Here is a 22,038-nt window from a genome sequence, read left to right on the forward strand (position 1 = left end):
GGGAGTTCACTAATGGCCTGGAAAGCACCGAAGATCGTCGAAGTGCCTGTTGGCATGGAGATCAACATGTACGCCTGCGCAGCGCGGAAGTAAGCGATTCGCATCGACCTGCCTGGCCCCAGAGCTTCGCGACATTTTTCGTCATTTTCTGGAGCCGGGCAGAGGCTTTTCATTTCGGCAACGCAGACAATCCTAAATAGACGCATTGTACGCGGCGGTGCCGGATGTTTGTCGGCGAGTATCCGTCGCCGCTCCTTTTGCATCTTCCGATGCGGCGCCCAATTAGAGCTCGGCGCATGACCACCCGCGATCGCAGCGGCTAGGCGAACACGGATAAATTTCCACGAGGCTAGAAGCGAGCGATAGTGCGGCATCAGCATTGCCGTTGCCGTTACTATAGCGCTGCCCGCACTCCCAGTGCCATGGCCACTATTCCCAATTCCAACGCTTGCCCCGCGCCACCGATTCCCGCGGGTGAGCGAGCTGGTCACCATCAGCCTTCGCCAAACATCTGGTTGGGGTATGGGTTCCGGATTTGCGCTTCGCTTGTCCGGGCCGACTGCGTAGCTTGTGGCTGCGCACGGCGCTATTTCAAATACGCGAGATAGTGCGCGACGGCGGTGATCTCCTCGTCGCTCATGTGGTAGGCCACATCGGCCATCGCGGCGCCGCCACCGCCGACACGCTGGCTGCTCTTGTAGTCGTGCAACGCCTTGACCAGATATTCCTCGCGCTGGCCTGCGAGCCGCGCCACAGCCTTGGTGCCGGCAAAGCTATCCGTATGACATGAGGCGCAGCGGCGGCCGACGGCAACTTCCGCGCCTTTCTTCGAGAGTTCCGGATCGTTGTCCTCGCCAGGCGCGGGCGGCGTCATGGCCGCGAAATAGGCGGCGAGACTACGCACGTCCTCGTTGCTGATGTCCTGGGAAATCGGCTGCATCTGTTCGTTCTTGCGTGAGCCGGCGCGGAAGAACACGAGCTGCCATTGCAAGAATTGATCGGGCTGGCCGGCCAGCGAAGGGATGTTCTCGGTCTGCGAGATGCCGTTCTCGCCGTGACAGCCGGAGCAGACGGCAGCCTTCTCCTGGACCGCCGCATTGTCGGCGGCGCTTGCGGAGAGGGCGCCAACTGCGAGAAGCGCAGCCGCGCTGATGGCTTGCGAGACGAACTGCCGGCGCATATGGGAATTCCGATCTATCGACCGCGTCATTGCGGGGCGTGCGAAGCACATGCCCGAACTCCATAACAGCGAGTCGGGGTTAGGGGTTCCGGACTTGCGCTGGCCCAATCCGGAACGACAGCGTGAGACTTTGAAATGAGAGAAGCTGCGGCGCCGCTAGGGCCGCCGCAGCCTCCTGTCGTCGCGCGCTACTGCTTGCTGTAGCTGATGCGATAGACCGCGCCGGCCCAGTCGTCGGCGACGAGGATCGAACCGTCCTTGGCGAGGATGATGTCATCAGGACGGCCGAGATAGCCCTGGTCGGCTTCGAGCCAGCCGGAAGCGAACACTTCTTCCTTGGCGTTCTTGCCGTCAGGATCGACGATCACGCGCACGATCCGGGCACCCTGATACTTGTGTCTGTTCCAGGAGCCATGCTCGGCGATCAGGATGTTGTTCTTGTATTCGGCGGGGAATTGGTCGCCGGTATAGAACTTCATGCCGAGCGGAGCGACGTGCGCGCCCAGATTCAGGACGGGGGGCGTGAACTCCGAGCATTTGTGGCCCATCGCGAACTTATCGTCGGGCAAGTCGCCCTGGTGGCAGTAAGGATAGCCGAAATGCTCGCCGATCTTGTTGATCATGTTCAGCTTGTCGCTGGGCAGATCGTCGCTGATCCAGTCGCGGGCGTTTTCGGTGAACCAATATTTGCCGGTACGAGGATCGACGTCGCCGCCGACCGAGTTGCGAACGCCCAGCGCCCAGATTTCGGCGTTGCCGGTCTTGGGATCGACGCGCCGGATCTGCGAGACGCTGGTCGGGGGAATGCCGATGTTGAAGGGCGGGCCGAACGGAATGTAGAACCAGCCGTCCTTGTCGGCCGCGAGGTATTTCCAACCATGAGCGGCATAGGACGGCATGTCGTCATAGACGACCTTGCCCTCGCCGGGATTGTCGAGCTTGTTTTCGATGTCGTCGTAGCGGATCAGCTTGTCGACCGCGATGACGTAGAGCGCACCGTCCTTGACGGCCAGACCCGTGGGCATGTTCAGCCCCTTGAGGATGGTCTTGACCTCTTTCTTTCCGTTGTTGTCCTTGATGGCATAGACGTTGCCGAGGCCGAACGAGCCGACGAACAGCGTGCCCTTGTCACCCCAGGCCATCTGCCGCGCAGCCAGCACGCCGGACGCATAGACCTCCATCTTGAAGCCCGCCGGCAGCTTGACCTTCTTGACGATGTTGGCGAGCTCAGCATCGGACGCGCCGGTCGGCGGACCCGATGGCGGCGCGAGGCCCTTCTGCGCCTCGGTCTCGTCGCCGAGGAACCAATCGTCCGGCGGATGCGTCCAAAATTCCTTGGTGCCTGATTCGTATTTCTTCAGTGGCGTGCTTTTGTCCTGCGCATTGGCAACGGTGGTTCCCGCAAGGAGGGTCACGGCTGCAAGCGCCAACACGGATCGATGGATCATCGATGTCATCGCGTCACTCCCCTAACGCAGCCGCCAGGGCTGCAGGTTCTTTGTTTTGCTGTTTGACTCGGTCTGTCGAGGTGGCAGACGCGAAAAGGTTAGCACATCTGCTAGCGGTGAGAAGCACGTCGCATGCGTCGCAGTTGCGCTCCGCAAGAAATTGAGGGGTAGGCGCATATCGCGACGACAATGATCTCCCTGCAACGCGGAATCGGCCTGCCCGCAACGCAAACTTCGAAACATCACCACCACAGTGGGCCGGCGGAAGCTGGGTGGTCCGCGGAGACGGCGGCCACACAGCTGAAACATCATGCGAATTGACAAAAGCGGCGACTATTTGGTCTCGAGTCCGGGCCCCGAAGTGAAAGCGTTGGTGTTTTCGGTCCCAAGCGTTTGAAATTGCTAAAATACCGCCGCATTAGCGGTCTTGGTCAGATCGCGAGCGGCGGAGGCCGTCCGTGAAGATCGAGCGAGCACCAGCCATTGCGGCTCAGGCACGGGTCAGACCGCGTGTTTCATCCGATCCTTCTGTGCCATACAGCACCGGAGCGACCGCGTCGTTCGAGCGACCCGTCCCACTGCGCGATGGGCGCGACCGCTTTCCGAAAACCACGCTGGCGGCCCGGAGCGGCCGCCACGCGACCGTCTCAGGAAGCTTTTACGAGCCACTCCTTCCATAGCGGCTTCCTTGCCGACTGGAGACGGCATATGGCAACCCCGCACTGCGGCAAGTTTGCGAAGAGCACCCAGCAGCATATCTGCGGCTCATTTTGCTGGCCTCAAGAGGCGCGATTAGAAGGGTCCCGCAACCGTGAGAATTAGGCAGTGATCCAATCGATACGAAAGCTGGCGCCTGACCACATCATCGAATGGCCCGATGGTGAGCGCGCAAGGGTCACATGGGTCTCGGAAAAGGGCGAGCGCTTTCGCGTCGATGGTCTGCCGACACTGTTGTGGGCAACAGACAGTTTTCGGGTGGTCAGGAGATTTGCCTCAAAAACGCGAGTTTACTTTACCGCACCTCCTCGCATCGGGATGGTGTTGCGTTGCTGCCTGCCGTAGAATAGTCGCGCTTGAGTGGCAGGGTGCGGCCATGGGCCAAATCCTTCTGGTTGATTCGAAAAAGCTGGATGGCTTTGAAGGTCTTCACCAGGCCGTCCACGGTTCGCATGTGGATGTGATGCAGCTCGGCCGCGGCCGGTTGCGCGGGACATTGTCGCACATTGGAATTGGCGAGTTTTCGCTGAGCATCGGCACCTTCAACGTCGGCATGCGCACGCAGCGCGTCTCCAGCGACGACAAGCTGATCATCGGGATGTTGCTCGCGGCCGAGGAGCGCGTGGCCCATTGGTCCTTCGACATGCAGCTCAACGATGTGCTCGTGATTCCGCCGTTGCTCGAGCACGACGGGGTCTTTCACGGCGGCTCCGCTTACGCCGCGATGCGCCTCGATCTCAACGACGTTGCGTCTTTGTTCGGTGGCGAAGCGAGGCTCGGTGATCCCGATACTTGGCGCAGCCGGGGTCATTTCAGGGCCGACGCTGCGAACGGGCAGATCGCCACGCGCCGGCTTGTCGCCATCATGTCGCATTTGCGCACCCACAGATCGGGCCTGACGTCGTCGACGGCCGAATACTGGAGGAGGGCGATCGCGGAGTGTATGGCGGTCAACGTCATGTCGTCGCTTCCCCCAGATGACAACGGATGGCTGCGTTCAGCCCGACGGCTGGTCCGCAGGGTCGAGGATTATCTCGACGAGACCGGCACCCGCCCGGTGCACGTGTCGGAAATTTGCGCGGCGCTTGGCGTGTCCCGGCGCACGTTGCACCGCGCCTTTCAGGAGGTGTTCGGCCTCGGCCCGGTCAGCTTCCTCAGACACAAGCGGCTGTGTGCCGCTCATTCGATGCTGCACCAGAGCGCGCCCGGTTCGACCACCGTCGCTGCCGTCGCGATGGGCCAGGGCTTTTACGAGCTCGGCCGGTTCGCGCAGTACTACCTCGCGATGTTCGGAGAGCGCCCCTCGCAAACGCTCGGAGTTGCAACATTGCACACCGAAGCGGACGGCAGCGGGAGTGCCTAGGCGCGCCACGGCTGGTGTTCGACGAGGCCGATCAGAACGGCGCCATGATTCCAAAATGCCGGTGTTTTGCCCGACGTGTCAAACGGCTTTGCCGGTGGGGCCGACGACATCGGAAAATTCGTCGCGAAAACAATGCTCCCGCTACTGTGCATGGGGTTGTTTCGTTGGTTGGAGTTGGCTGCGCTGTGCAAAACGGCCTGGCCGGGGGCATCAGGTGATTGCCCTATGTGCTACCCTCGTCGTACGGACTGAACGCATATGGCTCCTCCCGCATCCGCACTCCCCGTCGAATTGCCCCAGGCGTTCCTGGGGGTGGCGCGCTCGCTGACCGACAAGCTCTGGCGCACCCGGCTGGATGCGCGGGGGGCGGCCACGGCACTCGCCATCGTGCAGCGTCACCAGCTGCCGGAATTGCTCGCGCGGGTCCTGGCAGGCCGCGGTGTCGACATCGACGCCGTCCCCGACTTCCTCGATCCGACCATCCGAAAGCTCATGCCGGATCCGTTCACGGTGACGGAGATGGAGGCCGCCGCGAAACGTATCGCGGATGCGGCAGCGAAGGGCGAGACCGTCGCGATCTTCGGCGACTACGACGTCGATGGCGCGACCTCGGCGGCGCTGCTCGCCTGGCATTTGCGCCATTGTGGGCTCGATCCGCTGATCCACATTCCCGATCGCATCTTCGAAGGTTACGGCCCCAACGTCGAAGCCGTGCGGGCGCTGGCCGCAAAGGGCGCCACGCTGCTGGTCACCGTCGATTGCGGCACCACCAGCATCGAGCCGCTCGCCGAGGCCAAGCGCCTCGGCATGTCGGTTGTCGTGATCGATCACCACCAGGCCGGCTCCGAGCTGCCGCAGGTCGACGCGCTGGTCAATCCGAACCGGCTCGACGATCTCTCCGGCCTCGGCCACCTCGCCGCCGTCGGTCTCGTGCTGGTGACGCTGGTCGCGGTGAACCGAGAGCTGCGCCAGCGCAGGTTCTGGAATGCGGAGCTGCCGGAGCCTGATCTCCTGGGCACGTTGCATCACGTCGCACTCGGCACTGTTGCCGATGTGGCGCCGCTGATCGGCCTGAACCGTGCCTTTGTCGCAAAAGGTCTGATCGCGATGCGGCGCCGCGACCATGTCGGCCACACCGCGCTGATGGACGTGGCGCGGCTCAACGGGCCGCCGGAAGCCTGGCATCTCGGCTTTATGCTGGGGCCACGCGTCAATGCCGGCGGCCGCATCGGCCGCGCAGATCTGGGGGTGCGGCTCTTGCTGGAAGGCGACAGCGTCGAGGCCGCGCGGATTGCGGCCGAGCTCGACCGCCTCAACAGCGAGCGCCGTGTCATCGAGCAGGCCGCCGAAGCGCAGGCCGAAGCCGAAGCGCTGGCGTCAATCGGCTTGGAGGACAAGCTTGGTGTGATCGTCACGGCCTCCGAAGGCTGGCATCCCGGCGTGGTCGGCCTCGTTGCCTCGCGACTGAAAGAGAAGTTTTCGAGGCCCGCCTTTGCGATTGCGCTGGAACCCGGCGGTATCGGCACCGGCTCGGGGCGCTCGATTGCCGGCGTCGATCTCGGCAAGGCGGTGCGGCAGGCCGTTGCCGATGGCATTTTGCTCAAGGGCGGCGGCCACGCGATGGCCGCAGGCGTGACGCTGCGGAAAGAAAAGCTCGCCGAATTCCGCGCCTATTTGGAGAATGCCCTGGCGCAGGACGTCGCCGAGGCGCGCCATGTCAACGAACTCCATATCGACGGCGCGATCTCGGCACGCGCGGTGACGCCGGAACTCGCCACCACGCTCAATCGCGCAGGGCCCTTCGGCAGTGGTAATCCGGAGCCGGTCCTGGCGTTGCCGGCGCACCAGCTCGTCTTTGCCGATGAAGTCGGGCAGACGCATCTGCGCTTGCGCTTCAAATCGGGCGACGGCTCGATCGTTAACGGCATCGCGTTCCGTTCAGTCGGACAGAAGCTCGGCAACGCGCTTGTGGCCAATCGCGGCCAGCAACTGCACGTCGCGGGCTCGCTGTCGGTCGATCGCTATCAGGGTGTCGAACGCGTGCAGTTTCGCGTCATCGACGTCGCACTTCCGGATCAGGGTCCATCCGTGATTAGGTAACGGCCTCAAACAACAAAAAGAAGCGGAGCGAACATGGCAGGGCAGGTTGAGGGCAAGATCGCGCTGGTGACGGGCGGCGCCTCCGGTATCGGCGAGGCCATTGTCGAGCTGTTTGCGCGCGAGGGCGCCACCGTCATCGCCACCGACATCGATGAATTGCGCGGGCCCGAACTCGCCAAGCGGGTGACAAAGGCCGGCGGCAACGCGATCTTCCTGGAGCAGGACGTCACCAGCGAGGAGCGCTGGATCGAAATCGTCGCCGAGATCGCCAAGCGCTACGGCCGCCTCGACATCATGGTCGCCAATGCCGGCATCGGCATTGCCGTGCCCTCGATCACCGATATGACGCTGTCTGACTGGCACAAGCAGAATGCGATCAACCTCGATGGCGTGTTTCTTTCGGTCAAGCATTGCCTGCCCTTGATGCGCAAGCACGGCAGCGGTTCGATCATCATGATGTCGTCGCTCGCGGGCCTGCGTGGCGCGCCGGGTCTCTCGGCCTATTCGCTGACCAAGGGCGGCGTACGCTTGTTCGCGAAATCGATCGCAATGGAGTGCGCGGCTGCCGGCGACGGCATACGCGTCAATTCGGTGCATCCCGGCATCATCGACACCCCGATCTGGGGCAAGATCCCGACCGGAGCGAGTGGCGCCGGCCAGAACGCCCCGATCGATCCGGAGGAACGCGCCAAGGTCGCAACCCCGCTCGGCCGCGCCGGCCAGGCGGCGGAGATCGCCTCCGGCGTGCTGTACCTGGCGTCGGATGCCTCGCGCTATGTCACCGGCACCGAGCTCGTCATCGATGGCGGCATGAATGCCGGCGGGGTGCCACGGCGGGCGTGAAACGCGCAAGGCAGGGCGGCGGCCGCAGGGGCTGACGCGCAGGCGTCGGCCCTGTAAAACGCTGCCGTCCCCCGTCCGAAAGAGGTCTCCTTCGCCATGGCGCACAGCCTTCACGCCTCCTCACCCGCAGCTGTCCGCTCCAACCGGCCGGACCTCGCCACCGATGCCATCCGCACTGCGCGCGAGGATCTCGCTGCCTGCTTCCGCATGGCGGCGCGCAACGGTTTTGAGGAGGGCATCTGCAACCATTTCTCGGCCGTCGTTCCCGGCCATGACGATCTTTTCCTCGTCAATCCCTACGGCTACGCCTTCCGCGAGCTGACCGCGTCAAAGCTCCTGATCTGCGATTTTCACGGCCACGTTCTCGATGGCGAGGGCGAGCCTGAGGCGACCGCCTTCTACATCCATGCGGAGATGCACAAGCGCCTGCCGCGCGCCAAGGTGGCGTTCCATACCCACATGCCCTATGCGACGGCACTTTCGATGACCGAAGGCGATCCCCTGATCTGGGCCGGCCAGACGGCGCTGAAATTCTACGGCCGCACGTCGGTCGACCGCGACTACAACGGCCTCGCGCTCGATGTCAGCGAAGGCGCGCGCATTGCATCAGCCGTCGGCGATGCCGACATCATCTTCATGAAACATCACGGCGTGATGGTGCTGGCGCCGACGATTGCAGAAGCCTGGGACGATCTCTACTACCTCGAACGCGCCGCCGAAGTGCAGGTGCTGGCGATGTCGACCGGACGTCAGGTGCAGCCGGTCGATCCTGCGATCGCAGCCGCAACCTACGCGCAGATGCGCGAAGGCGATTCCGAATCCGCGCGGTTGCATCTCGCCGCGATCCGCCGCCAGCTCGATGCGGAAGAACCGCAGTACCGGCACTGACGCGGCTCAAGATCCCTGCCGCAGCTTCGCCAGCACCTTCAGCCCGCCGTATCCATCGGCGGGCGTGATGCCGGCGCGCTGCTGGAAATCCTTGATCGCCTTCATGGTGTCATTGCCGACGCGACCGTCGGTGCCGCCGGTGTCAAAGCCGGCCTTGGTCAGACGCGTCTGCATCTCCTGCACCTCCGCGAGCGTCAGCACGCGCTCGGAGCCGGGGAAGGGTTGAATGAACGGCGGCGCACCCAGGCAGCGATCGCCGAGATGGCAGATCGCGAGCGCATAATTCATGGAGGGATTATAGCTCTTCACTGAATAGAAGTTCGGTCCCAGCAGGAAGGTCGGACCGCCTGCAACAGGCGTCCACATTTGCGCGGACGCGTTCGGTTGTGGGAATGGCTGGCCATCAGCACGGGTGACGCCGGCTGCCTGCCACGCAGAATACGTGCGGCTGCCGCTCATCTCGCCGGACGCGCGCACCTCGTAGCCCCAATGCTCGCCGCGGCGCCATTTGCCGCGATTGACGAGATACTTTGCGGTCGATCCCAGCGCGTCGTCGGGCTTGCCGAACGGTGAGACCTTGCCGTCGCCGTCATAGTCGATGCCGACATTGAGCCAGACCTCCGGCATCCACTGCGAATTCCCCATTGCGCCGGCCCATGAGCCGCGCATTTCCTCCGGTGTGCTCCAGCCCTTGTCGACGATGCGCAGCGCGTTGATCAACTCGGCTTCCCAATAAGCCTTGCGGCGCGGCTCGTTCCAGGCGAGCGCGGCGAGCGAGGGAAACACCGGCGTCATGTGGTTCTGCTGGACCAGCGGATCGCCGTAGGCGGACTCCACGCCCCACAGCGCCAGCAGAGTGCCGCGCTCGACACCGAAATCGCGCTCGATCCGCGCGAACAACGCCTCGTTGTTCTTCAGCGCGATCTTGCCATTGATGATGCGCCAGTCGGAGACGCGGCGGTTGATGTATTGCCAGAGCTGCTCGTGAAACTCCGGCTGGTTGCGCATCTGCTTGAACACGCTCATGTCGGGCTCGACCCGTGCCATCGCGCGCTGCCAGGTCGCAGCCGAAATGCCTTTCGCCATTGCGCGCGCGCGAAATCCCTCGCGCCATTCGTCGAATCCGGGAGGCGATGCAATGGCACGTGTCGGAAGTGCGAGCATGGTGGCCGCGCCGAGGGTGGACCTGAGCACAGCCCGGCGGCTGACGTGAGTGGCCGAGGAATCAGTGTGTTTCATGCGGCTATTCTAGCCGGAATCCAGGTCCCTGTGAGCCGGTTCCGGGAACGCGGGAACAGCGGTTCCCCCCGGAACAAACCGTCGCACTGCTGCATTTGCTCCCCACGACATCAGAGGAGGACAAGATGAGGAAGTATCTGTTTGCCGCGGCCATGATCACCGCTATCGCAACGCCTGCGTTTGCGGATGAGGTCGGCGTTCACGTCGGTCCGGTCGGCGCCGGCGTGACGGTCGGACAGTCGCACGAATATCGTGACCGCGATCGCGACCGGACCACGGTTATCAAGGAGCGAGAGCCCGCTGACCGCAAAACCGTGATCAAGAAGGAAGATGAATTCGGCAATCGCAGCAAGACCGTGATTCATCATGACAACGACTGACGGAGCAGGGGCCCTGGCTAAGCGCCGGGGCCCACGTTCGTCGACGAGACTTGGGGTGCAATGAAGATACGCGCACATGCAGAGAGCCATGTCGTCGAACTCGACGACGGATCTTGCTGGCAGATTTTTGCCGGCGATCTCGCAGCGACGCTGAGCTGGAAGCCGGAAACGGAGTTGAATCTGGAGCCGAGTGGCGACCGGATAAGTTCGCACGTGTTGGTGAATGGTGCGGACCGCAGCCGCGTCCGGGTCATTGCGGCAGGCGCGAACTGGCCCGATGGCGAAGTTAAGAAAGCGTTGAAAGGCGGATAGCGCAGCCGCTCAAATCCCCAGCTTTAAGCATGTCCTTTTGCGGTCGGTTCGCTTGCTTCTGCGCATCATGGGCACGTGCGAGAGCTGTTCGACATCATCCGTGCCAATCCCTGGCCTGTTGGCGCAGGGCTATTGGTCGTCATCATGATGATCATCGCGGAAAACTTCGGCCGCGGCATTCAGGGTGACGGCGACGCCGGATTCGCCGATTTCGGGGATGGTGACGGGGGCGATGGAGGAGGTGACTAAGCCTCCTCCTGCAGATCGGCCGCGATGCCGGCAAGCCAACGGCGAATGGTTGCCTCCGCCTTGGCATCGAGGCCACTGGCCAAGCGCTTCTCCAATTCGATCACCCGTTCCCGGCAAGCCTTCAGCAGTGTGTTGCCGCGCGGTGTCAGCGTCCATTGCTGGATGCGGCCGTGGATGGGATGCGGCGTCATTACGATCGCGCCGTCGCGCTCGAGGTTGCGGATGATCACTCCGACGGTTTGCGGCGTCAGAAAGGTGAGGCGGGCGACGTCGGCACCTGACAGGCCCGGGTAGGCGTTCAGCATGGTCAGCACGGCGAATTGCGGCGAGGTCACGCCGAGATCGACGAGCGTCCGTTCCATCTTCAGCCGGACGGCGGCGTGGGCCTGGCGCAGGAGATAGCCGAGATAGCCCTGCTCGCCGCGCTTGCCTTCGCCAGGGGCGGGCACGCGGATCGCAGGCTCCTCTTTGGGTGCCCTTTGCTCCGGTTTCGATTTCGTGATGCCGTCTGACTTGCGCATAATATAAGAGCTCTTATAAGATGTAAGTAGTCTTATAATAACACGAGGTGCACGGCAATGTCACACGCCCGAAGCGAATACGAGGATTTCAAGAGGATCGCGCCTGACGCCTATGACCTGGTGCTGGCGCTGGGCCAGGTTGCGGCCAAGGCCGGGATCGAGAAGCAGCTCCTTGAGCTCGTCAAGTTGCGCGCCTCGCAGATCAACGGCTGTGCCTTCTGCGTACAGCATCACGTGCTGCTCTCGGAGCGATTAGGGATCCCAGCGGACAAGCTGCATTTGGTCGCGGTCTGGCGAGAGGCGCCGATCTTCTCGGCGCGCGAGCGCGCTGCCTTGGCCTGGACCGAGGCGCTGACGTTGCTGCCGGACGGGTTTGGTGACGAGGTCTATGCCCAGGCGCAGAGCGAATTCTCCGAGACGGAGCTGACCTATCTGACCTCGGCGGTCGCTTCGATCAACGTCTGGAATCGGTTCGGCGCGGCCTTTCGCTGGACGCCTCCGAAGCGCCCGGGCGCTGCTCAAGCTGGATCCTGATTGGCCAGGACGGAGATTGTCATGAGCGCAATGAATCTCGCCAACATGCAGCATCCGATGCCGTTACGCTCTATGGCTCTGGCCGTTGTCGGCGGACTTGCCTGCGCGCTTGCGATCGGCAGGGTGCTACCGGTGACGAAGGATATCGTGTCAGACGCACTCGCGCCGCTCTGCGCCAACGCTGCGGAAGGCTCGCCACTCGACAAGGTCGAGCCGATCGGGTCCTACGCACTGCCCAACGTGCCGGGCAAACGGGTGACCATCGTGCGCGTGTTCTACGGTCCGGGCGGATTTTCGCGGCCGCATCGGCACGCTGGCTCGGTGACTGCTTACATTACCAAGGGCGAGATCCGATCCCAGCTCGGCGGTGGTCCGGTTGAGACATATGGTGTCGGCCAGTCCTTCTTCGAGCCGCCGGGCGCAACACATCTGGTCTCCGCCAACGCCAGCACTACGGAACCTGCCGAACTGATCGCGGTGTTCGTGGCCGATGAGGGCGCCCAGCTGACGACCTATCTGGATTAACCAGCCGATCGTATCTCGGACACCCAATCGCTGTTCCGGGATGCGCGATCGAGGTCGCCGCGCTCAATTCTCGTCGCTGCTCGATCCCTCACGATGATCGGGCTTGAGCACGTCTTCGGGCAGTGCATGAGCGACCGGCTGCGGAGTGCTCGCGATCTCCGGGCCGATTTCGCGCCCGCGGGCGCGGATCAGGCGCTCATAGGCCGAGACCAGCGTGACGTAGGGGCTGACCCAGATCCAGCCATCGCGTGTGAAGACCTGGACGTCGAAATGCAAATGCATCGACGTGCCCGCAGGATGGTCGAGATAGTTCGAGATCACGCCGATCTTCTCGCCTTCGGTGACGATGCGGCCATTCAGCACCCCATTGGCATCCAGCGCCTGCGGATTCATGTGCATATAGCGGAAGCGGATGTGCTCGGTGCGGCTGTTGACCTCGAGTGTCGCAGCCTGGTCCTTGGGCGCGCGGATCACCACGGCGTCGCGCACGGCGACGACGCCGCGCTGCCTGGGATCACAGGGGCTGCGGCTGTCACCGGGCGGGGGACAATCGGCGGCCCGGATGTCCTCGCCCTGATGGCCATAGCCGCCGCCGCACTGCCAAACCTCGAAGCTGCGTGACTCGCAAAAATTGTCGCGCCAGGGATAGGCGGTCGGGCCGTCGTCCTTCTCGCGCTTGGAGTAGGATTGCGAATGCACGAACGCCGGCGCCGTCTCGAGCGGGAAGCGGATCTGCGCATAGGCCATCGGATCGGCATGGCCGCCCTGCTTGCGATAGCCGGTGTTCGGGATGATGTCGCCGCTCGGCCGGTAGCTGAAATCCGCCGCACGCCCGCTGGGACGATCGATCACGACGGAGGCAACGTCCATCAACGGCCGCGCGCGCTGGCCGCCGGCGACATGCAACGCCTTCAGGAAGCGCTCGGCAACGGGATAGGCCTCCTTGCAGGCCAGCCGCCGTGGTTTTGCGACACTGTCGAGGCACTGGACGGACACCACATAGGCCGCGCCGAAGCGTGTGAACGCGTAGCGCAGATAGCCTTCGCGGATGAACCGGCGCAGGTCTGGATAGACGGTCGCAAGCGGCTTGGCTTGCTCGCCCTTGCCGCCGGCGGGATCGGCGATGTCGTAGACAAGTGCCGACCCAGTGATCTGAACTTCGACTGGCTTTGCGAAGGTTCGTGTCGGCATGCCTTCGCCGGCGCCAGGCTCGAGTGAAAAGCTCGCACTGTAGCCGGCAGGGCCGGCATCGAACATGTCGACGGGATTGAAATCGGCCTGATAGCGAGACAGCGCGAGCGCCGTGCCCGGCGCGCCATTGCGTTGCGCCTCGAGATAGGCGGCGGCATCGAACGGCAGCAGCACGGGAACGGGGCTGCGGGAAATGCCGGTGAAGAATTGCGACGAGATGGCGTTGAGCTGCACCAGAGCCGGCATCGCACGCGGATCGAAGCGCGGCACTGAACGACGCGGCACGAAGATGAAATCGCCCGCGATCTGCGGGTGGCTGCTGATCTCGGTGCGGAGCTGGTCGAGCGCTGCGCGCCAATCGACGCGCAGGGCTGTGAGGGAAGGGCTGCGGATTTCGTCTGCAGCGATCGGCGTGGCGGGGAGGAGCGAGAGCGACGCCAGAAGCAGCGAGACGAAGCGGAAACTCTTCCCAACCACTGTCTCGCCCCCCCGGCGGCACCTATCCTGATTCGTCGCTTAGTCCTTGGCGCGCTCGGAGTAGGAGCCGTCTTCGGTCATCACCACGATGCGGGTGCCGACCGAAATGTGGGGCGGAACGGTGGTGCGGACGCCGTTAGAGAGCACGGCGGGCTTGTAGGACGACGAAGCCGTCTGGCCCTTGGTCACCGGCTCGGTCTCGACTACTTCAAGTGTCACGCGCTGCGGCAGAGCGAGCGAGACCACGTTGACGTCGTGGGTCGACAGCTTGACGGTCATGTCTGGCTGAAGATAGGCCGCGGCATCGCCGACGACGTCCTTGGAGACCTGGACCTGGTCGTAGGTCTCGGGATTCATGAAGTGGAAGCCGTCGCCATCTTCATACAGGAAGGTGTAGTTGCGCTCTTCGATGGTGGCCTTTTCGACCTGGTCGGTAGTCTTGTAGCGCTCGGAGATCTTTACCCCGTCCGAGATTCGGCGCATTTCGATCTGACTGACCGGCGTGCCCTTGCCGGGATGGATGTTCTCGGCACTCACGACGACATAGAGCTTGCCGTCTTGCTCGATCACGTTGCCTTTGCGGATAGAACTGGCGATGACTCTCAAAGCTATATTTCCTGCTTGCTTGGCCCGGCACCGGCCAGGACGTGGTCAAATCGATGGGGGACTTGGGGCCTCAAATCAGACCTTGGCGCCCGTTTCGGGCCGCAACATACTGATTTTGCCGTTCGATGCCAGCATTTTGCTGGCCGAGAGGGGCGTCGGTTAATGGCTGGGGACAAGCCGATCTCACCGTTCTGGACGCCCAGCCGGCACCTCGACCGGCGGCCGTTCCTCCAGGCTAGGGGAGCCATTACCGGCGCTGTCAGGGGCTTTTTCGCCGAGCAGGGGTTCGTCGAGGTCGAAACCTCCGTCCTCCAGGTTTCACCGGGCAACGAGACCCATCTGCACGCCCCCCGGACCGAGATCATCCGGCCGGATGGCAGCCGTGCCAGCCGCTACCTGCGGACTTCGCCCGAATTCGCCTGCAAGAAGCTTCTGGCGGCCGGCGAGGAGCGGATTTTCGAGCTCGCCCGGGTATTCCGCGACCGCGAGCGCGGTGACCTGCACCTGCCCGAATTCACCATGCTGGAATGGTACAGGGCCGACGCGCCCTACGACGCCATCATGGCCGACACTGTCGTGGTGATCGCCCACGCCGCGCAAGCAACCGGAATCGGGACCTTCTCGTTCCGCGGCCGAACCGCCGACCCCTTTGCAGAGCCTGAGCTGCTGACCGTCGCGGGCGCCTTCGAGCAATTCGCCGGCATTGACCTGCTGTCGACAATCTCGGGCAATGAGGGTAACCGTGCCGCGCTCGCCGGAGCGGCCGCCGACAAGGTGCGGGTCGCCCAGGACGATACCTGGTCGGATATCTTCAGCAAGATCCTGGTCGAGCATGTCGAACCGCATCTGGGACAGGGACGTTTGACCATTCTGTTCGAATACCCATCTCCTGAGGCGGCGCTGGCGCGGGTGAAGGCTAGCGATCCCAGGGTCGCGGAACGGTTCGAGGTCTATGCCTGCGGTGTCGAGCTCGCCAACGGCTTTGGCGAACTCACCGACGTAGAGGAGCAGCGCAAGCGCTTCACCGCATCCATGGCGGAGAAGCAGCGCCGCTATGGCGAGGCCTATCCGCTGGACGAGGATTTTTTGGCCGCTGTTGCCGCGATGCCTGAGGCGAGCGGTGTCGCGCTCGGTTTCGACCGGCTGGTGATGCTGGCAAGCGGTGCAACACGGATTGATCAGGTGGTGTGGACGCCGCCAGCAAATGAAGCGTTAAGTTAAGTATGACGAAGCCCAATCTTGCACGGACATTGCGCGAGCCGGCCGAACTCGTGGCCGCCGGCCTTGCACCTTCCACGGCACTGCCCGCGCTGGAGCGCGTCGCTGCGCGCTATGCGGTGGCGATCACGCCGGCGCTGGTCGATCTGATCGACAAATCCGATCCCCAGGATCCGATTGCGCGCCAATTCGTTCCGGCCGCCGCCGAGCTCGAGATGCAGCCAGGCGAAAGCGCCGATCCGATCGGCGACCATCCGTACGCGCCGGTTCCGGGGATCGTGCATCGCTATCCCGATCGCGTGCTGTTCAAGCTCGTTCACGTCTGCGCGGTCTATTGTCGCTTCTGCTTTCGCCGCGAGATGGTGGGGCCCGGCAAGGAGAACGCGCTCTCGGACAGCGCCTATGGTGCTGCGATCGACTATATCCGCATGCATAGCGAGATCTGGGAGGTGATCCTCACCGGAGGCGATCCGCTGATGCTGTCGCCACGTCGCATGAGCGAAATCATGGCCGATCTTGCCGCGATCGATCACGTGAAGGTCATTCGCCTGCATACCCGCGCACCCCTCGCTGATCCTGCGCGGATCAGCGACGAGATGGTCGCTGCGTTGAAAATCGAGGGCGCGACCACCTGGGTTGCCGTGCATGCCAACCATGCACGCGAGCTGACCGGCCCGGCCCGGGGCGCTTGCGCGCGGCTGGTCGATGCAGGGATACCTTTGGTGAGCCAGTCCGTACTGTTGCGGGGCGTCAATGACAACCTCGCTGCGCTGTCGGATTTGATGCGGGCGTTCGTCGAATGCCGGATCAAGCCCTACTACCTGCACCATGGCGATCTCGCGCCGGGCACTTCGCATCTGCGCACCACGCTGGCGCAGGGGCAGGATTTGATGCGGCAGCTGCGCGGACGGGTGTCAGGGCTGTGTCAGCCGGATTATGTCATCGACATACCAGGCGGCGCCGGTAAGTCCCCGGTCGGGCCGAATTATGTGTTGGCGGCGCAAAATACCGCAGCCGATGCCGGTGATGCGAAGACCGAAACGCGCTATCGTATCGTCGACTATTGCGGCGACGTTCATCTCTATCCGCCCGAGAATTGAGCGGACGGAGAACGCCGGTTTGAGGAATGGAGGATCGGACATGAAGAAGATCATGGTGGTGGCATCGCTCGTGGTCTTGCTCGGCGGAGCTGCGATCGCGCAGACCGGGACCAAGGAATCGACATCCGGCGGCGCGACTTCTGGATCGGTGCCCCAGGCACCGATCGGTCATCGTCAGCCGCGGGCCGGCGACGTGCCGAATGAAAAGAATCTAAGCGATTCGAACAATCCGGTGAGCAAGGAAGACGCCCTGCTCGACAAGAAGATCAAGAGCATCTGCCGCGGCTGCTAAGCCCGTCATTGTTGCGCGGCGGGCAGGGCGCGAACAGCCTCGCCCGGCCCGCCTTGTGGCCTTACGCGGAGCGCTCGTGCCGTCCGGCCTGCGCGGTGTTGCGCCGGATCTCTACCGCATCGGCGAGTTGCTCGAGCACGGTCGCCGTGGTCGCCCAATCAATGCATCCATCGGTGATGCTCTGCCCGTAAATCAGCGGCTTGCCCGCGACCACGTCCTGGCGGCCGGCGACGAGATTGCTCTCGATCATCACGCCCATGATGCGGTTCTCGCCGCCAGAGATCTGGCCGGCGATCTCGGCCGCGACCAGCGGCTGGTTTTCCGGCTTCTTGCTCGAATTGGCGTGGCTCGCATCCACCATCACCAGCGGGGCGACGCCGGATTTTGCCAGATCGTTGCATGCGGCCGCGACGCTTGCCGCATCGTAGTTCGGCTTGCTGCCGCCGCGCAGGATGATGTGGCAGTCCTCGTTGCCAGCGGTCGAGGCGATCGCCGAGCGACCGAGCTTCGTCACTGCCATGAAATGATGGGGATGCGAGGCGGACTTCACGGCGTCAGCGGCGATGCGCACGTTGCCGTCGGTGCCGTTCTTGAAGCCAACGGGGCAGGATAGACCCGAGGCCAACTCGCGGTGGATCTGGCTTTCGGTCGTCCGCGCGCCGATCGCGGCCCAGGAGACGAGATCGGCGATGTATTGCGGCGTCGTCATGTCGAGGAATTCGGTGCCGGCGGGCAGGCCGAGATTGTTGATGGCCGAGAGCACGTTGCGTGCAAGCCGCAGGCCCCTGTTGATGTCGAAGCTGCCATCGAGATCCGGATCGTTGATGAGGCCTTTCCAGCCGACCGTCGTGCGCGGCTTCTCGAAATAGACACGCATCACGATCTCGAGCTGGTCGGCGAGATCCTCGCGCAGCGCGGCAAGACGCTCTGCATACTCGATGGCGGCCCTGGGATCATGGACCGAGCAGGGCCCGACGACGACCAGAAGCCGATCGTCCTGGCCGTTGAGGATAGCGTGGATGGCGTTGCGCGCCGCCATCACCACGCGGGTCGCCGTGAGGGTGCGCGGGACCTCCCGCATCACGTCCTCAGGCGTGCTCAGCTCTTTCAGTTCGCGGATACGCAGATCGTCGGTCGTGCTCAGCACGGCGGGCTCCTGTCATTTTGAGAACCTGCCGGCCAATAAAAAAGCCGCCAGGTCTGGCGGCTGTTCGGACGTTTGCTTCAATATTTCAGATTGAGCGCGATCCTCCTGCCGCCAGCGAGCTGTCGTAGCTAAAGTACCAAAAATAGCTGGTGGCGACGGTGATCATGGTCGGTCGTATAGCGCGCCATGGGCGCCTTGTCATCCCCCAATAGGCGCGAGGGGCTTCGAGGCACCTCAACTGTTGCTTTTGCGTGCCGCCAGCGCCATGCCGATCAGGGTGGCGCCGCCGAACAGAAGGTTGATACCGACGAGCAGGCCGATCGCCCATTCCGCCGAGCTCGGCAGGCCCGTGATCACCATGAACGAGATCGCGATATCGACGAGGCCCGAGATCAGGAGCCACGACCAACGCCCGCTCAGTTCTCGGCGGTGCTCCAGCGCATACATGATGGTGGTGACGCCCTCGGCGAGGAAATAAGCGCCGAGCACGATGGTCAACGTCAGCACCGCCTGCATCGGGCGGGCCAGCAGCAACATGCCGGCGAGCACGGCGAGCGCCGCGGAGATCAACGACCACCAGAATCCCGGCGAGGTGCGCGCCCAGTAGGTGGCGACCAATCCGCCGATGCCGCTGACCAGAAACATCCATCCGAGAAAGATCGTGATCGCGAGGCTTGCGAGCGGCGGCAGGATCAGCGCGGCGACGCCGAGAACGGCAAGCAAAATGCCTTCGAACAGGAAGGCCTTCCAATGCGCCTTCACCGCCTGGCTCATCGCAGATTGCAGCCGTGAAAAATCCTCGGGCGATGTCATCGGCAGGCTCCAGATCGAAAGGTGTGCGCCCAATCTAATACGCGCGCACCCGGCTTGCCATCCTGCGGATCAACCGCCGCCGTGCGCTGACGAAAAACCTTCGCCACTGGTGCGGATGCGGTTGCGGCCAAGAATGTAGATCGCCGTCGTGACGACCAGCAGCGCAAGGCCGAGCAGGATCGAGACGAAGCCGATCGGGATCAGCGCCAGCGTCAGATTGCGTTCGGGGTTGATGAGCCAGTGGTGGATCGAGGTCAGAACGAAGGCAAGGCCGAGGAAGCCGACGCCACCGCCGGCGAGCAAAAGAGCCCACATCCGGCGCAGCTGGCTGAGGCGCTCCCGCGCGATTTCGGTGCGGGGCGCATGATGGCGCGCGACGCGGCGCACCAGGCGCATGGCAAAAGCGATCGAGCTGAAACCGATCAGCAGGCTCGCCCCGCCCAGCCACATCCTTAATGTCGGGTCAAGATCCGGCATGCGCTGCAGGGTGAGCAGCGGGAAATCGAACGCGGAATGCAAAGCGAGGGGACCGATCAGCATCAGCAGCCGGCTGGAGAGACGGGCCCAGTCACGGTGATGGCGGTTCGCACCGAGCGCCGTGCCAGCGCGCGCGATCGTGAGGTAAGCGCCGGCGATGATGCCGAGCGCGCCGTGGAACGGCACTGTGAGAACACTGCGCAGCGCTGCCAGCGACCGCCACATCTCGGCATGCTGCACCAGATAAGCGAGGTTCTCGTAGGCGGCGAACCCGAGGCCGACGGCAGCGCCATAGACGACTGTGTCCATCGGGTTGGCGAAGGTCCGCCGCTTGGTCGAGGAGACCAGGACGATTGCGATCACCTTTACCGCCTCCTCAGGCAGTGCGACGCCGAAGACCGAATGCATGGCGAGCGCCGCCCAGGGATTGTCGGGGGCCGCGACCATCTTGGCGAAGGGGGCCCGGGCGAGACCCAGCAGAGAGATGCTGGCTGCGCCAAGCAGGAACGCGGTCCAGACCTGGGCCGGCGGCCCCGGGCGTTCCTCGGCAGCAATGACAAGCCACAGCATCAGCAGCGCCGGTGCGATCGCGGCCGTTCCGATGACGGTGGGTAAAGCTTCAATCAGGTACATCGGCGCCGAAAATAGGTTCCCTGGGTCCGCTAATCCACGCTTTCCGATGCGACCATCTGTCATGCGCCTGCTGTCCCGTTGCTTAACAAGCGCGACAGCTAACCTTCATCAGGACCGCAAAGTGTCGAACGCGAGCGCAATCAATCGCATGACAGAGCCGTCTTCGTCGACCACATCGGATAGACGAGTCTGGTTGGTTAGCGATTGACAAGTCAGATCAAGGCAATGCGCAGTTTTCTTCGATATTCACGATGCACGGACGAAAGCGACGAGTCCAGAGGCGGGGTTCGTCACGAACCGGCCTTTCTCGGGCTTGAACTGCGGCCTCCCGCCGGGGTGACCGCGCTCCGGCCATCAATGGGTGGTGAACCGCGTCGGGGCGTCGGGGGCGATATCGAAAGCGCCGAGATGAAATTCCTCGCCGACGGTCTCGGCGGTCTCGGCATGATGCGCCAGCAGCGTGAATGCGGCTTGCGGATATTGCTTCCAGATATCGAGGTCGCCGGCGGTGATCGTGAGCCAGCCGAACGTGTACATGTAGCGTCCGGGCTCGGTAACCCGGCCAACCCTGTCCCAAGTGATCTTATCGACTGTGATCCTATCGGTTGTGGTCTTGTCGACTGCCATTCGGTCCCCCGATCGCAAATCCGCCAATGACGCCCGGCCCACGGCACGGATGTCCAGAAGCTGATCCCGCAATTGGGCCGCGATAGGGCAGCGGTGAGGAGGCAGCACGGCCGCGCCGCGGCCGCTGCGCGCCGACCCTTAGCGTGCCGTCGAAGCCGCCTCCGCTTCGGACGCCAGCTCCAGCTGGCGGTGCGAAGCGTGGAAGACATCGTGGACGAGGCCGATCTTTTCCAGGCCCAGAATGATCAGACCGTTGAGATCGATCTCCCACCAGGCGTGCGAGATATAGGCGTCCCGCGGGAAGCGGTGATGGTTGTTGTGCAGACCCTCGCCGAAGGTAAGGATCGTGGTCATGAACTCGTTGGTCGAGGCGTCGTCGACCTCGAAGCGGCGATAGCCGTAGGCGTGGCAGACCGAGCCGGTGAGCTGGCTGGTGAGGATCAGCAGATAGGCGCGGAGCAGGCCGGAGAAGAGCACACAGCCGATCATGGTGTGCACGCCGCCGAAGACGTAGCCGATCACGCCGGGGATGAAGACCGCAGACATTCCGTACCAGACCCAGCGCGTGCGCACGAAGAACATCGCGATCGGATCGGCGAGGATGTCCTTGGCGTAATATTCGTTGTCGGTGGTCGCCTGGTCGAACACCCAGCTGCCCTGCGCGTGCAGGAATCCCTTGAACGCACTGACGTAGCGATTGCCGAAGCCGTCGAACTGCGGGCTGTGGGGATCGCCGATATGGTCGGCATAGAGATGGTGGCGGCGGTGATTGGCGACCCATTTGGCGATCGAGCCCTGCACCGCCATCTGAGCGATTGCGCAGAAGAAGACGCGCATGATCGGGCCGGTGCGGAAGCTGCGGTGTACGAACAGGCGGTGCATGCCGGCGCCGATCCCAAATGTCGTCAGCGCGAACATCCAGCCGAACGTAAACAGCTCGACTTTGCCGACGCCCTGGGTGACAGCCCAGATGATCCCCGCGACAGCACCGACGTAGAGAATGCCAAGCAGAAGGTAGCTCTCGCGCAGCTTGGCCCGGACGAGCGGGCCTTCGGTGACGACGCCGGGAGGGAGCTGCGGCTTGGCGGCACTGACGGTGCTCTGGGCGATCTCTGCCGGGGTGAGCCCGGCATCAGCGATGGACATTCCAGCACTTCC

The 22,038-nt window shown here is 63.5% G+C and carries 24 protein-coding genes; 13 read left to right on the plus strand and 11 right to left on the minus strand.

The window, feature by feature from the left end:
* Positions 1-12: 12 nt before the first annotated feature.
* On the plus strand, positions 13-93 hold the full coding sequence (pqqA, locus tag ACVIIW_RS26570; protein ID WP_012029362.1) for a pyrroloquinoline quinone precursor peptide PqqA: 81 nt from the start codon (positions 13-15) through the stop codon (positions 91-93).
* Positions 94-586: 493 nt separating this feature from the next.
* Here pqqA and ACVIIW_RS26575 read toward each other — a convergent pair whose 3' ends face one another.
* Together ACVIIW_RS26575 and ACVIIW_RS26580 are read right to left on the minus strand one after the other, a co-directional pair.
* Positions 587-1,180, minus strand: a complete 594-nt coding sequence (locus ACVIIW_RS26575) for a c-type cytochrome (RefSeq protein WP_456703449.1) — start codon at positions 1,178-1,180, stop codon at positions 587-589.
* A 188-nt stretch (positions 1,181-1,368) separates the two neighbouring features.
* Complete coding sequence (locus ACVIIW_RS26580; protein WP_456703450.1) at positions 1,369-2,637, minus strand: PQQ-dependent sugar dehydrogenase; 1,269 nt, start codon at positions 2,635-2,637, stop codon at positions 1,369-1,371.
* A gap of 1,084 nt (positions 2,638-3,721) precedes the next feature.
* On the opposite strand from ACVIIW_RS26580, the gene ACVIIW_RS26585 reads away from it, so the two are divergent.
* The 4 genes from ACVIIW_RS26585 to ACVIIW_RS26600 all read left to right on the plus strand — a co-directional run bounded on the left by ACVIIW_RS26585 (position 3,722) and on the right by ACVIIW_RS26600 (position 8,539).
* On the plus strand, positions 3,722-4,708 hold the full coding sequence (locus ACVIIW_RS26585; protein WP_456705277.1) for a helix-turn-helix domain-containing protein: 987 nt from the start codon (positions 3,722-3,724) through the stop codon (positions 4,706-4,708).
* A gap of 258 nt (positions 4,709-4,966) precedes the next feature.
* Entirely contained in the window at positions 4,967-6,808 is a 1,842-nt protein-coding gene (gene recJ / locus ACVIIW_RS26590) for a single-stranded-DNA-specific exonuclease RecJ (RefSeq protein WP_456703451.1), read from the plus strand.
* Between the two features lie 33 nt (positions 6,809-6,841).
* On the plus strand, positions 6,842-7,651 hold the full coding sequence (locus tag ACVIIW_RS26595) for an SDR family NAD(P)-dependent oxidoreductase (protein WP_456703452.1): 810 nt from the start codon (positions 6,842-6,844) through the stop codon (positions 7,649-7,651).
* 96 nt (positions 7,652-7,747) lie between these two features.
* Positions 7,748-8,539, plus strand: coding sequence for an aldolase (locus tag ACVIIW_RS26600; RefSeq protein ID WP_456703453.1), 792 nt, complete (start codon positions 7,748-7,750; stop codon positions 8,537-8,539).
* 6 nt (positions 8,540-8,545) lie between these two features.
* On the opposite strand, the gene ACVIIW_RS26605 is transcribed toward ACVIIW_RS26600, so the two are convergent.
* On the minus strand, positions 8,546-9,778 hold the full coding sequence (locus ACVIIW_RS26605) for a lytic murein transglycosylase (RefSeq protein WP_456703454.1): 1,233 nt from the start codon (positions 9,776-9,778) through the stop codon (positions 8,546-8,548).
* A 125-nt stretch (positions 9,779-9,903) separates the two neighbouring features.
* Between ACVIIW_RS26605 and ACVIIW_RS26610 the strand changes: the two genes are divergently transcribed.
* The 3 genes from ACVIIW_RS26610 (at position 9,904) to ACVIIW_RS26620 (ending at position 10,719) form a co-directional block, all read left to right on the plus strand.
* Positions 9,904-10,158 (plus strand): hypothetical protein, encoded by a 255-nt coding sequence (locus ACVIIW_RS26610; RefSeq protein WP_456703455.1) that lies wholly within the window; start codon positions 9,904-9,906, stop codon positions 10,156-10,158.
* Between the two features lie 60 nt (positions 10,159-10,218).
* Entirely contained in the window at positions 10,219-10,470 is a 252-nt protein-coding gene (locus tag ACVIIW_RS26615; protein ID WP_456703456.1) for a hypothetical protein, read from the plus strand.
* Between the two features lie 75 nt (positions 10,471-10,545).
* Positions 10,546-10,719: a hypothetical protein gene (locus tag ACVIIW_RS26620; RefSeq protein WP_456703457.1), complete on the plus strand. Its 174-nt coding sequence runs from the start codon at positions 10,546-10,548 to the stop codon at positions 10,717-10,719.
* Here the strand turns inward: ACVIIW_RS26620 and ACVIIW_RS26625 are convergent.
* Entirely contained in the window at positions 10,716-11,240 is a 525-nt protein-coding gene (locus tag ACVIIW_RS26625) for a MarR family winged helix-turn-helix transcriptional regulator (protein WP_456703458.1), read from the minus strand. The genes ACVIIW_RS26620 and ACVIIW_RS26625 overlap by 4 nt on opposite strands.
* Before the next feature lie 57 nt (positions 11,241-11,297).
* Between ACVIIW_RS26625 and ACVIIW_RS26630 the strand changes: the two genes are divergently transcribed.
* Positions 11,298-11,774, plus strand: a complete 477-nt coding sequence (locus ACVIIW_RS26630; RefSeq protein WP_456703459.1) for a carboxymuconolactone decarboxylase family protein — start codon at positions 11,298-11,300, stop codon at positions 11,772-11,774.
* A gap of 21 nt (positions 11,775-11,795) precedes the next feature.
* Positions 11,796-12,299, plus strand: a complete 504-nt coding sequence (locus ACVIIW_RS26635; protein WP_456703460.1) for a cupin domain-containing protein — start codon at positions 11,796-11,798, stop codon at positions 12,297-12,299.
* 63 nt (positions 12,300-12,362) lie between these two features.
* Here the strand turns inward: ACVIIW_RS26635 and ACVIIW_RS26640 are convergent, their stop codons facing one another.
* Entirely contained in the window at positions 12,363-13,967 is a 1,605-nt protein-coding gene (locus ACVIIW_RS26640) for a M23 family peptidase (protein ID WP_456703461.1), read from the minus strand.
* Positions 13,968-14,006: 39 nt separating this feature from the next.
* On the minus strand, positions 14,007-14,573 hold the full coding sequence (efp, locus tag ACVIIW_RS26645; protein ID WP_027557928.1) for an elongation factor P: 567 nt from the start codon (positions 14,571-14,573) through the stop codon (positions 14,007-14,009).
* A gap of 162 nt (positions 14,574-14,735) precedes the next feature.
* On the opposite strand from efp, the gene epmA reads away from it, so the two are divergent.
* Genes epmA through ACVIIW_RS26660 form a run of 3 tightly spaced genes read left to right on the plus strand, consistent with a single transcriptional unit; the run spans position 14,736 to position 17,183 of the window.
* Entirely contained in the window at positions 14,736-15,794 is a 1,059-nt protein-coding gene (gene epmA, locus ACVIIW_RS26650; protein ID WP_456703462.1) for an EF-P lysine aminoacylase EpmA, read from the plus strand.
* A gap of 2 nt (positions 15,795-15,796) precedes the next feature.
* Positions 15,797-16,891 carry a lysine-2,3-aminomutase-like protein gene (locus ACVIIW_RS26655; protein WP_456703463.1) on the plus strand — a complete coding sequence of 365 codons (1,095 nt, stop codon included), beginning with the start codon at positions 15,797-15,799 and terminating at the stop codon, positions 16,889-16,891.
* A 40-nt stretch (positions 16,892-16,931) separates the two neighbouring features.
* The gene (locus ACVIIW_RS26660) at positions 16,932-17,183 is read left to right on the plus strand and encodes a hypothetical protein (protein WP_456703464.1); all 252 of its coding nucleotides are present in this window, start codon (positions 16,932-16,934) and stop codon (positions 17,181-17,183) included.
* A 61-nt stretch (positions 17,184-17,244) separates the two neighbouring features.
* On the opposite strand, the gene ACVIIW_RS26665 is transcribed toward ACVIIW_RS26660, so the two are convergent.
* The 5 genes from ACVIIW_RS26665 to ACVIIW_RS26685 all read right to left on the minus strand — a co-directional run bounded on the left by ACVIIW_RS26665 (position 17,245) and on the right by ACVIIW_RS26685 (position 22,026).
* The gene (locus tag ACVIIW_RS26665; protein WP_456703465.1) at positions 17,245-18,330 is read right to left on the minus strand and encodes a 3-deoxy-7-phosphoheptulonate synthase; all 1,086 of its coding nucleotides are present in this window, start codon (positions 18,328-18,330) and stop codon (positions 17,245-17,247) included.
* Positions 18,331-18,564: 234 nt separating this feature from the next.
* Entirely contained in the window at positions 18,565-19,143 is a 579-nt protein-coding gene (locus ACVIIW_RS26670; protein ID WP_456703466.1) for an HdeD family acid-resistance protein, read from the minus strand.
* Between the two features lie 69 nt (positions 19,144-19,212).
* Positions 19,213-20,253, minus strand: coding sequence for a PrsW family glutamic-type intramembrane protease (locus tag ACVIIW_RS26675; RefSeq protein ID WP_456703467.1), 1,041 nt, complete (start codon positions 20,251-20,253; stop codon positions 19,213-19,215).
* A 354-nt stretch (positions 20,254-20,607) separates the two neighbouring features.
* Positions 20,608-20,880 carry a hypothetical protein gene (locus tag ACVIIW_RS26680; RefSeq protein ID WP_456703468.1) on the minus strand — a complete coding sequence of 91 codons (273 nt, stop codon included), beginning with the start codon at positions 20,878-20,880 and terminating at the stop codon, positions 20,608-20,610.
* Between the two features lie 138 nt (positions 20,881-21,018).
* Entirely contained in the window at positions 21,019-22,026 is a 1,008-nt protein-coding gene (locus ACVIIW_RS26685) for an acyl-CoA desaturase (RefSeq protein ID WP_456703469.1), read from the minus strand.
* Positions 22,027-22,038 lie beyond the last annotated feature (12 nt).

The organism is Bradyrhizobium sp. USDA 4449, from assembly GCF_054056275.1.

Coding starts and splice junctions, on each gene's coding strand:
- recJ (WP_456703451.1), top strand. CDS start 4,967: ATGGCTCCTCCCGCATCCGCACTCCCCGTCGAATTGCCCCAGGCGTTC.
- ACVIIW_RS26625 (WP_456703458.1), bottom strand. CDS start 11,240: ATGCGCAAGTCAGACGGCATCACGAAATCGAAACCGGAGCAAAGGGCA.
- ACVIIW_RS26675 (WP_456703467.1), bottom strand. CDS start 20,253: ATGTACCTGATTGAAGCTTTACCCACCGTCATCGGAACGGCCGCGATC.
- ACVIIW_RS26610 (WP_456703455.1), top strand. CDS start 9,904: ATGAGGAAGTATCTGTTTGCCGCGGCCATGATCACCGCTATCGCAACG.
- ACVIIW_RS26580 (WP_456703450.1), bottom strand. CDS start 2,637: ATGACATCGATGATCCATCGATCCGTGTTGGCGCTTGCAGCCGTGACC.
- ACVIIW_RS26575 (WP_456703449.1), bottom strand. CDS start 1,180: ATGCGCCGGCAGTTCGTCTCGCAAGCCATCAGCGCGGCTGCGCTTCTC.
- ACVIIW_RS26585 (WP_456705277.1), top strand. CDS start 3,722: ATGGGCCAAATCCTTCTGGTTGATTCGAAAAAGCTGGATGGCTTTGAA.
- ACVIIW_RS26670 (WP_456703466.1), bottom strand. CDS start 19,143: ATGACATCGCCCGAGGATTTTTCACGGCTGCAATCTGCGATGAGCCAG.
- ACVIIW_RS26680 (WP_456703468.1), bottom strand. CDS start 20,880: ATGGCAGTCGACAAGACCACAACCGATAGGATCACAGTCGATAAGATC.
- pqqA (WP_012029362.1), top strand. CDS start 13: ATGGCCTGGAAAGCACCGAAGATCGTCGAAGTGCCTGTTGGCATGGAG.
- ACVIIW_RS26630 (WP_456703459.1), top strand. CDS start 11,298: ATGTCACACGCCCGAAGCGAATACGAGGATTTCAAGAGGATCGCGCCT.
- epmA (WP_456703462.1), top strand. CDS start 14,736: ATGGCTGGGGACAAGCCGATCTCACCGTTCTGGACGCCCAGCCGGCAC.
- ACVIIW_RS26635 (WP_456703460.1), top strand. CDS start 11,796: ATGAGCGCAATGAATCTCGCCAACATGCAGCATCCGATGCCGTTACGC.
- ACVIIW_RS26600 (WP_456703453.1), top strand. CDS start 7,748: ATGGCGCACAGCCTTCACGCCTCCTCACCCGCAGCTGTCCGCTCCAAC.
- ACVIIW_RS26685 (WP_456703469.1), bottom strand. CDS start 22,026: ATGTCCATCGCTGATGCCGGGCTCACCCCGGCAGAGATCGCCCAGAGC.
- ACVIIW_RS26615 (WP_456703456.1), top strand. CDS start 10,219: ATGAAGATACGCGCACATGCAGAGAGCCATGTCGTCGAACTCGACGAC.
- ACVIIW_RS26660 (WP_456703464.1), top strand. CDS start 16,932: ATGAAGAAGATCATGGTGGTGGCATCGCTCGTGGTCTTGCTCGGCGGA.
- ACVIIW_RS26655 (WP_456703463.1), top strand. CDS start 15,797: ATGACGAAGCCCAATCTTGCACGGACATTGCGCGAGCCGGCCGAACTC.
- ACVIIW_RS26595 (WP_456703452.1), top strand. CDS start 6,842: ATGGCAGGGCAGGTTGAGGGCAAGATCGCGCTGGTGACGGGCGGCGCC.
- ACVIIW_RS26605 (WP_456703454.1), bottom strand. CDS start 9,778: ATGAAACACACTGATTCCTCGGCCACTCACGTCAGCCGCCGGGCTGTG.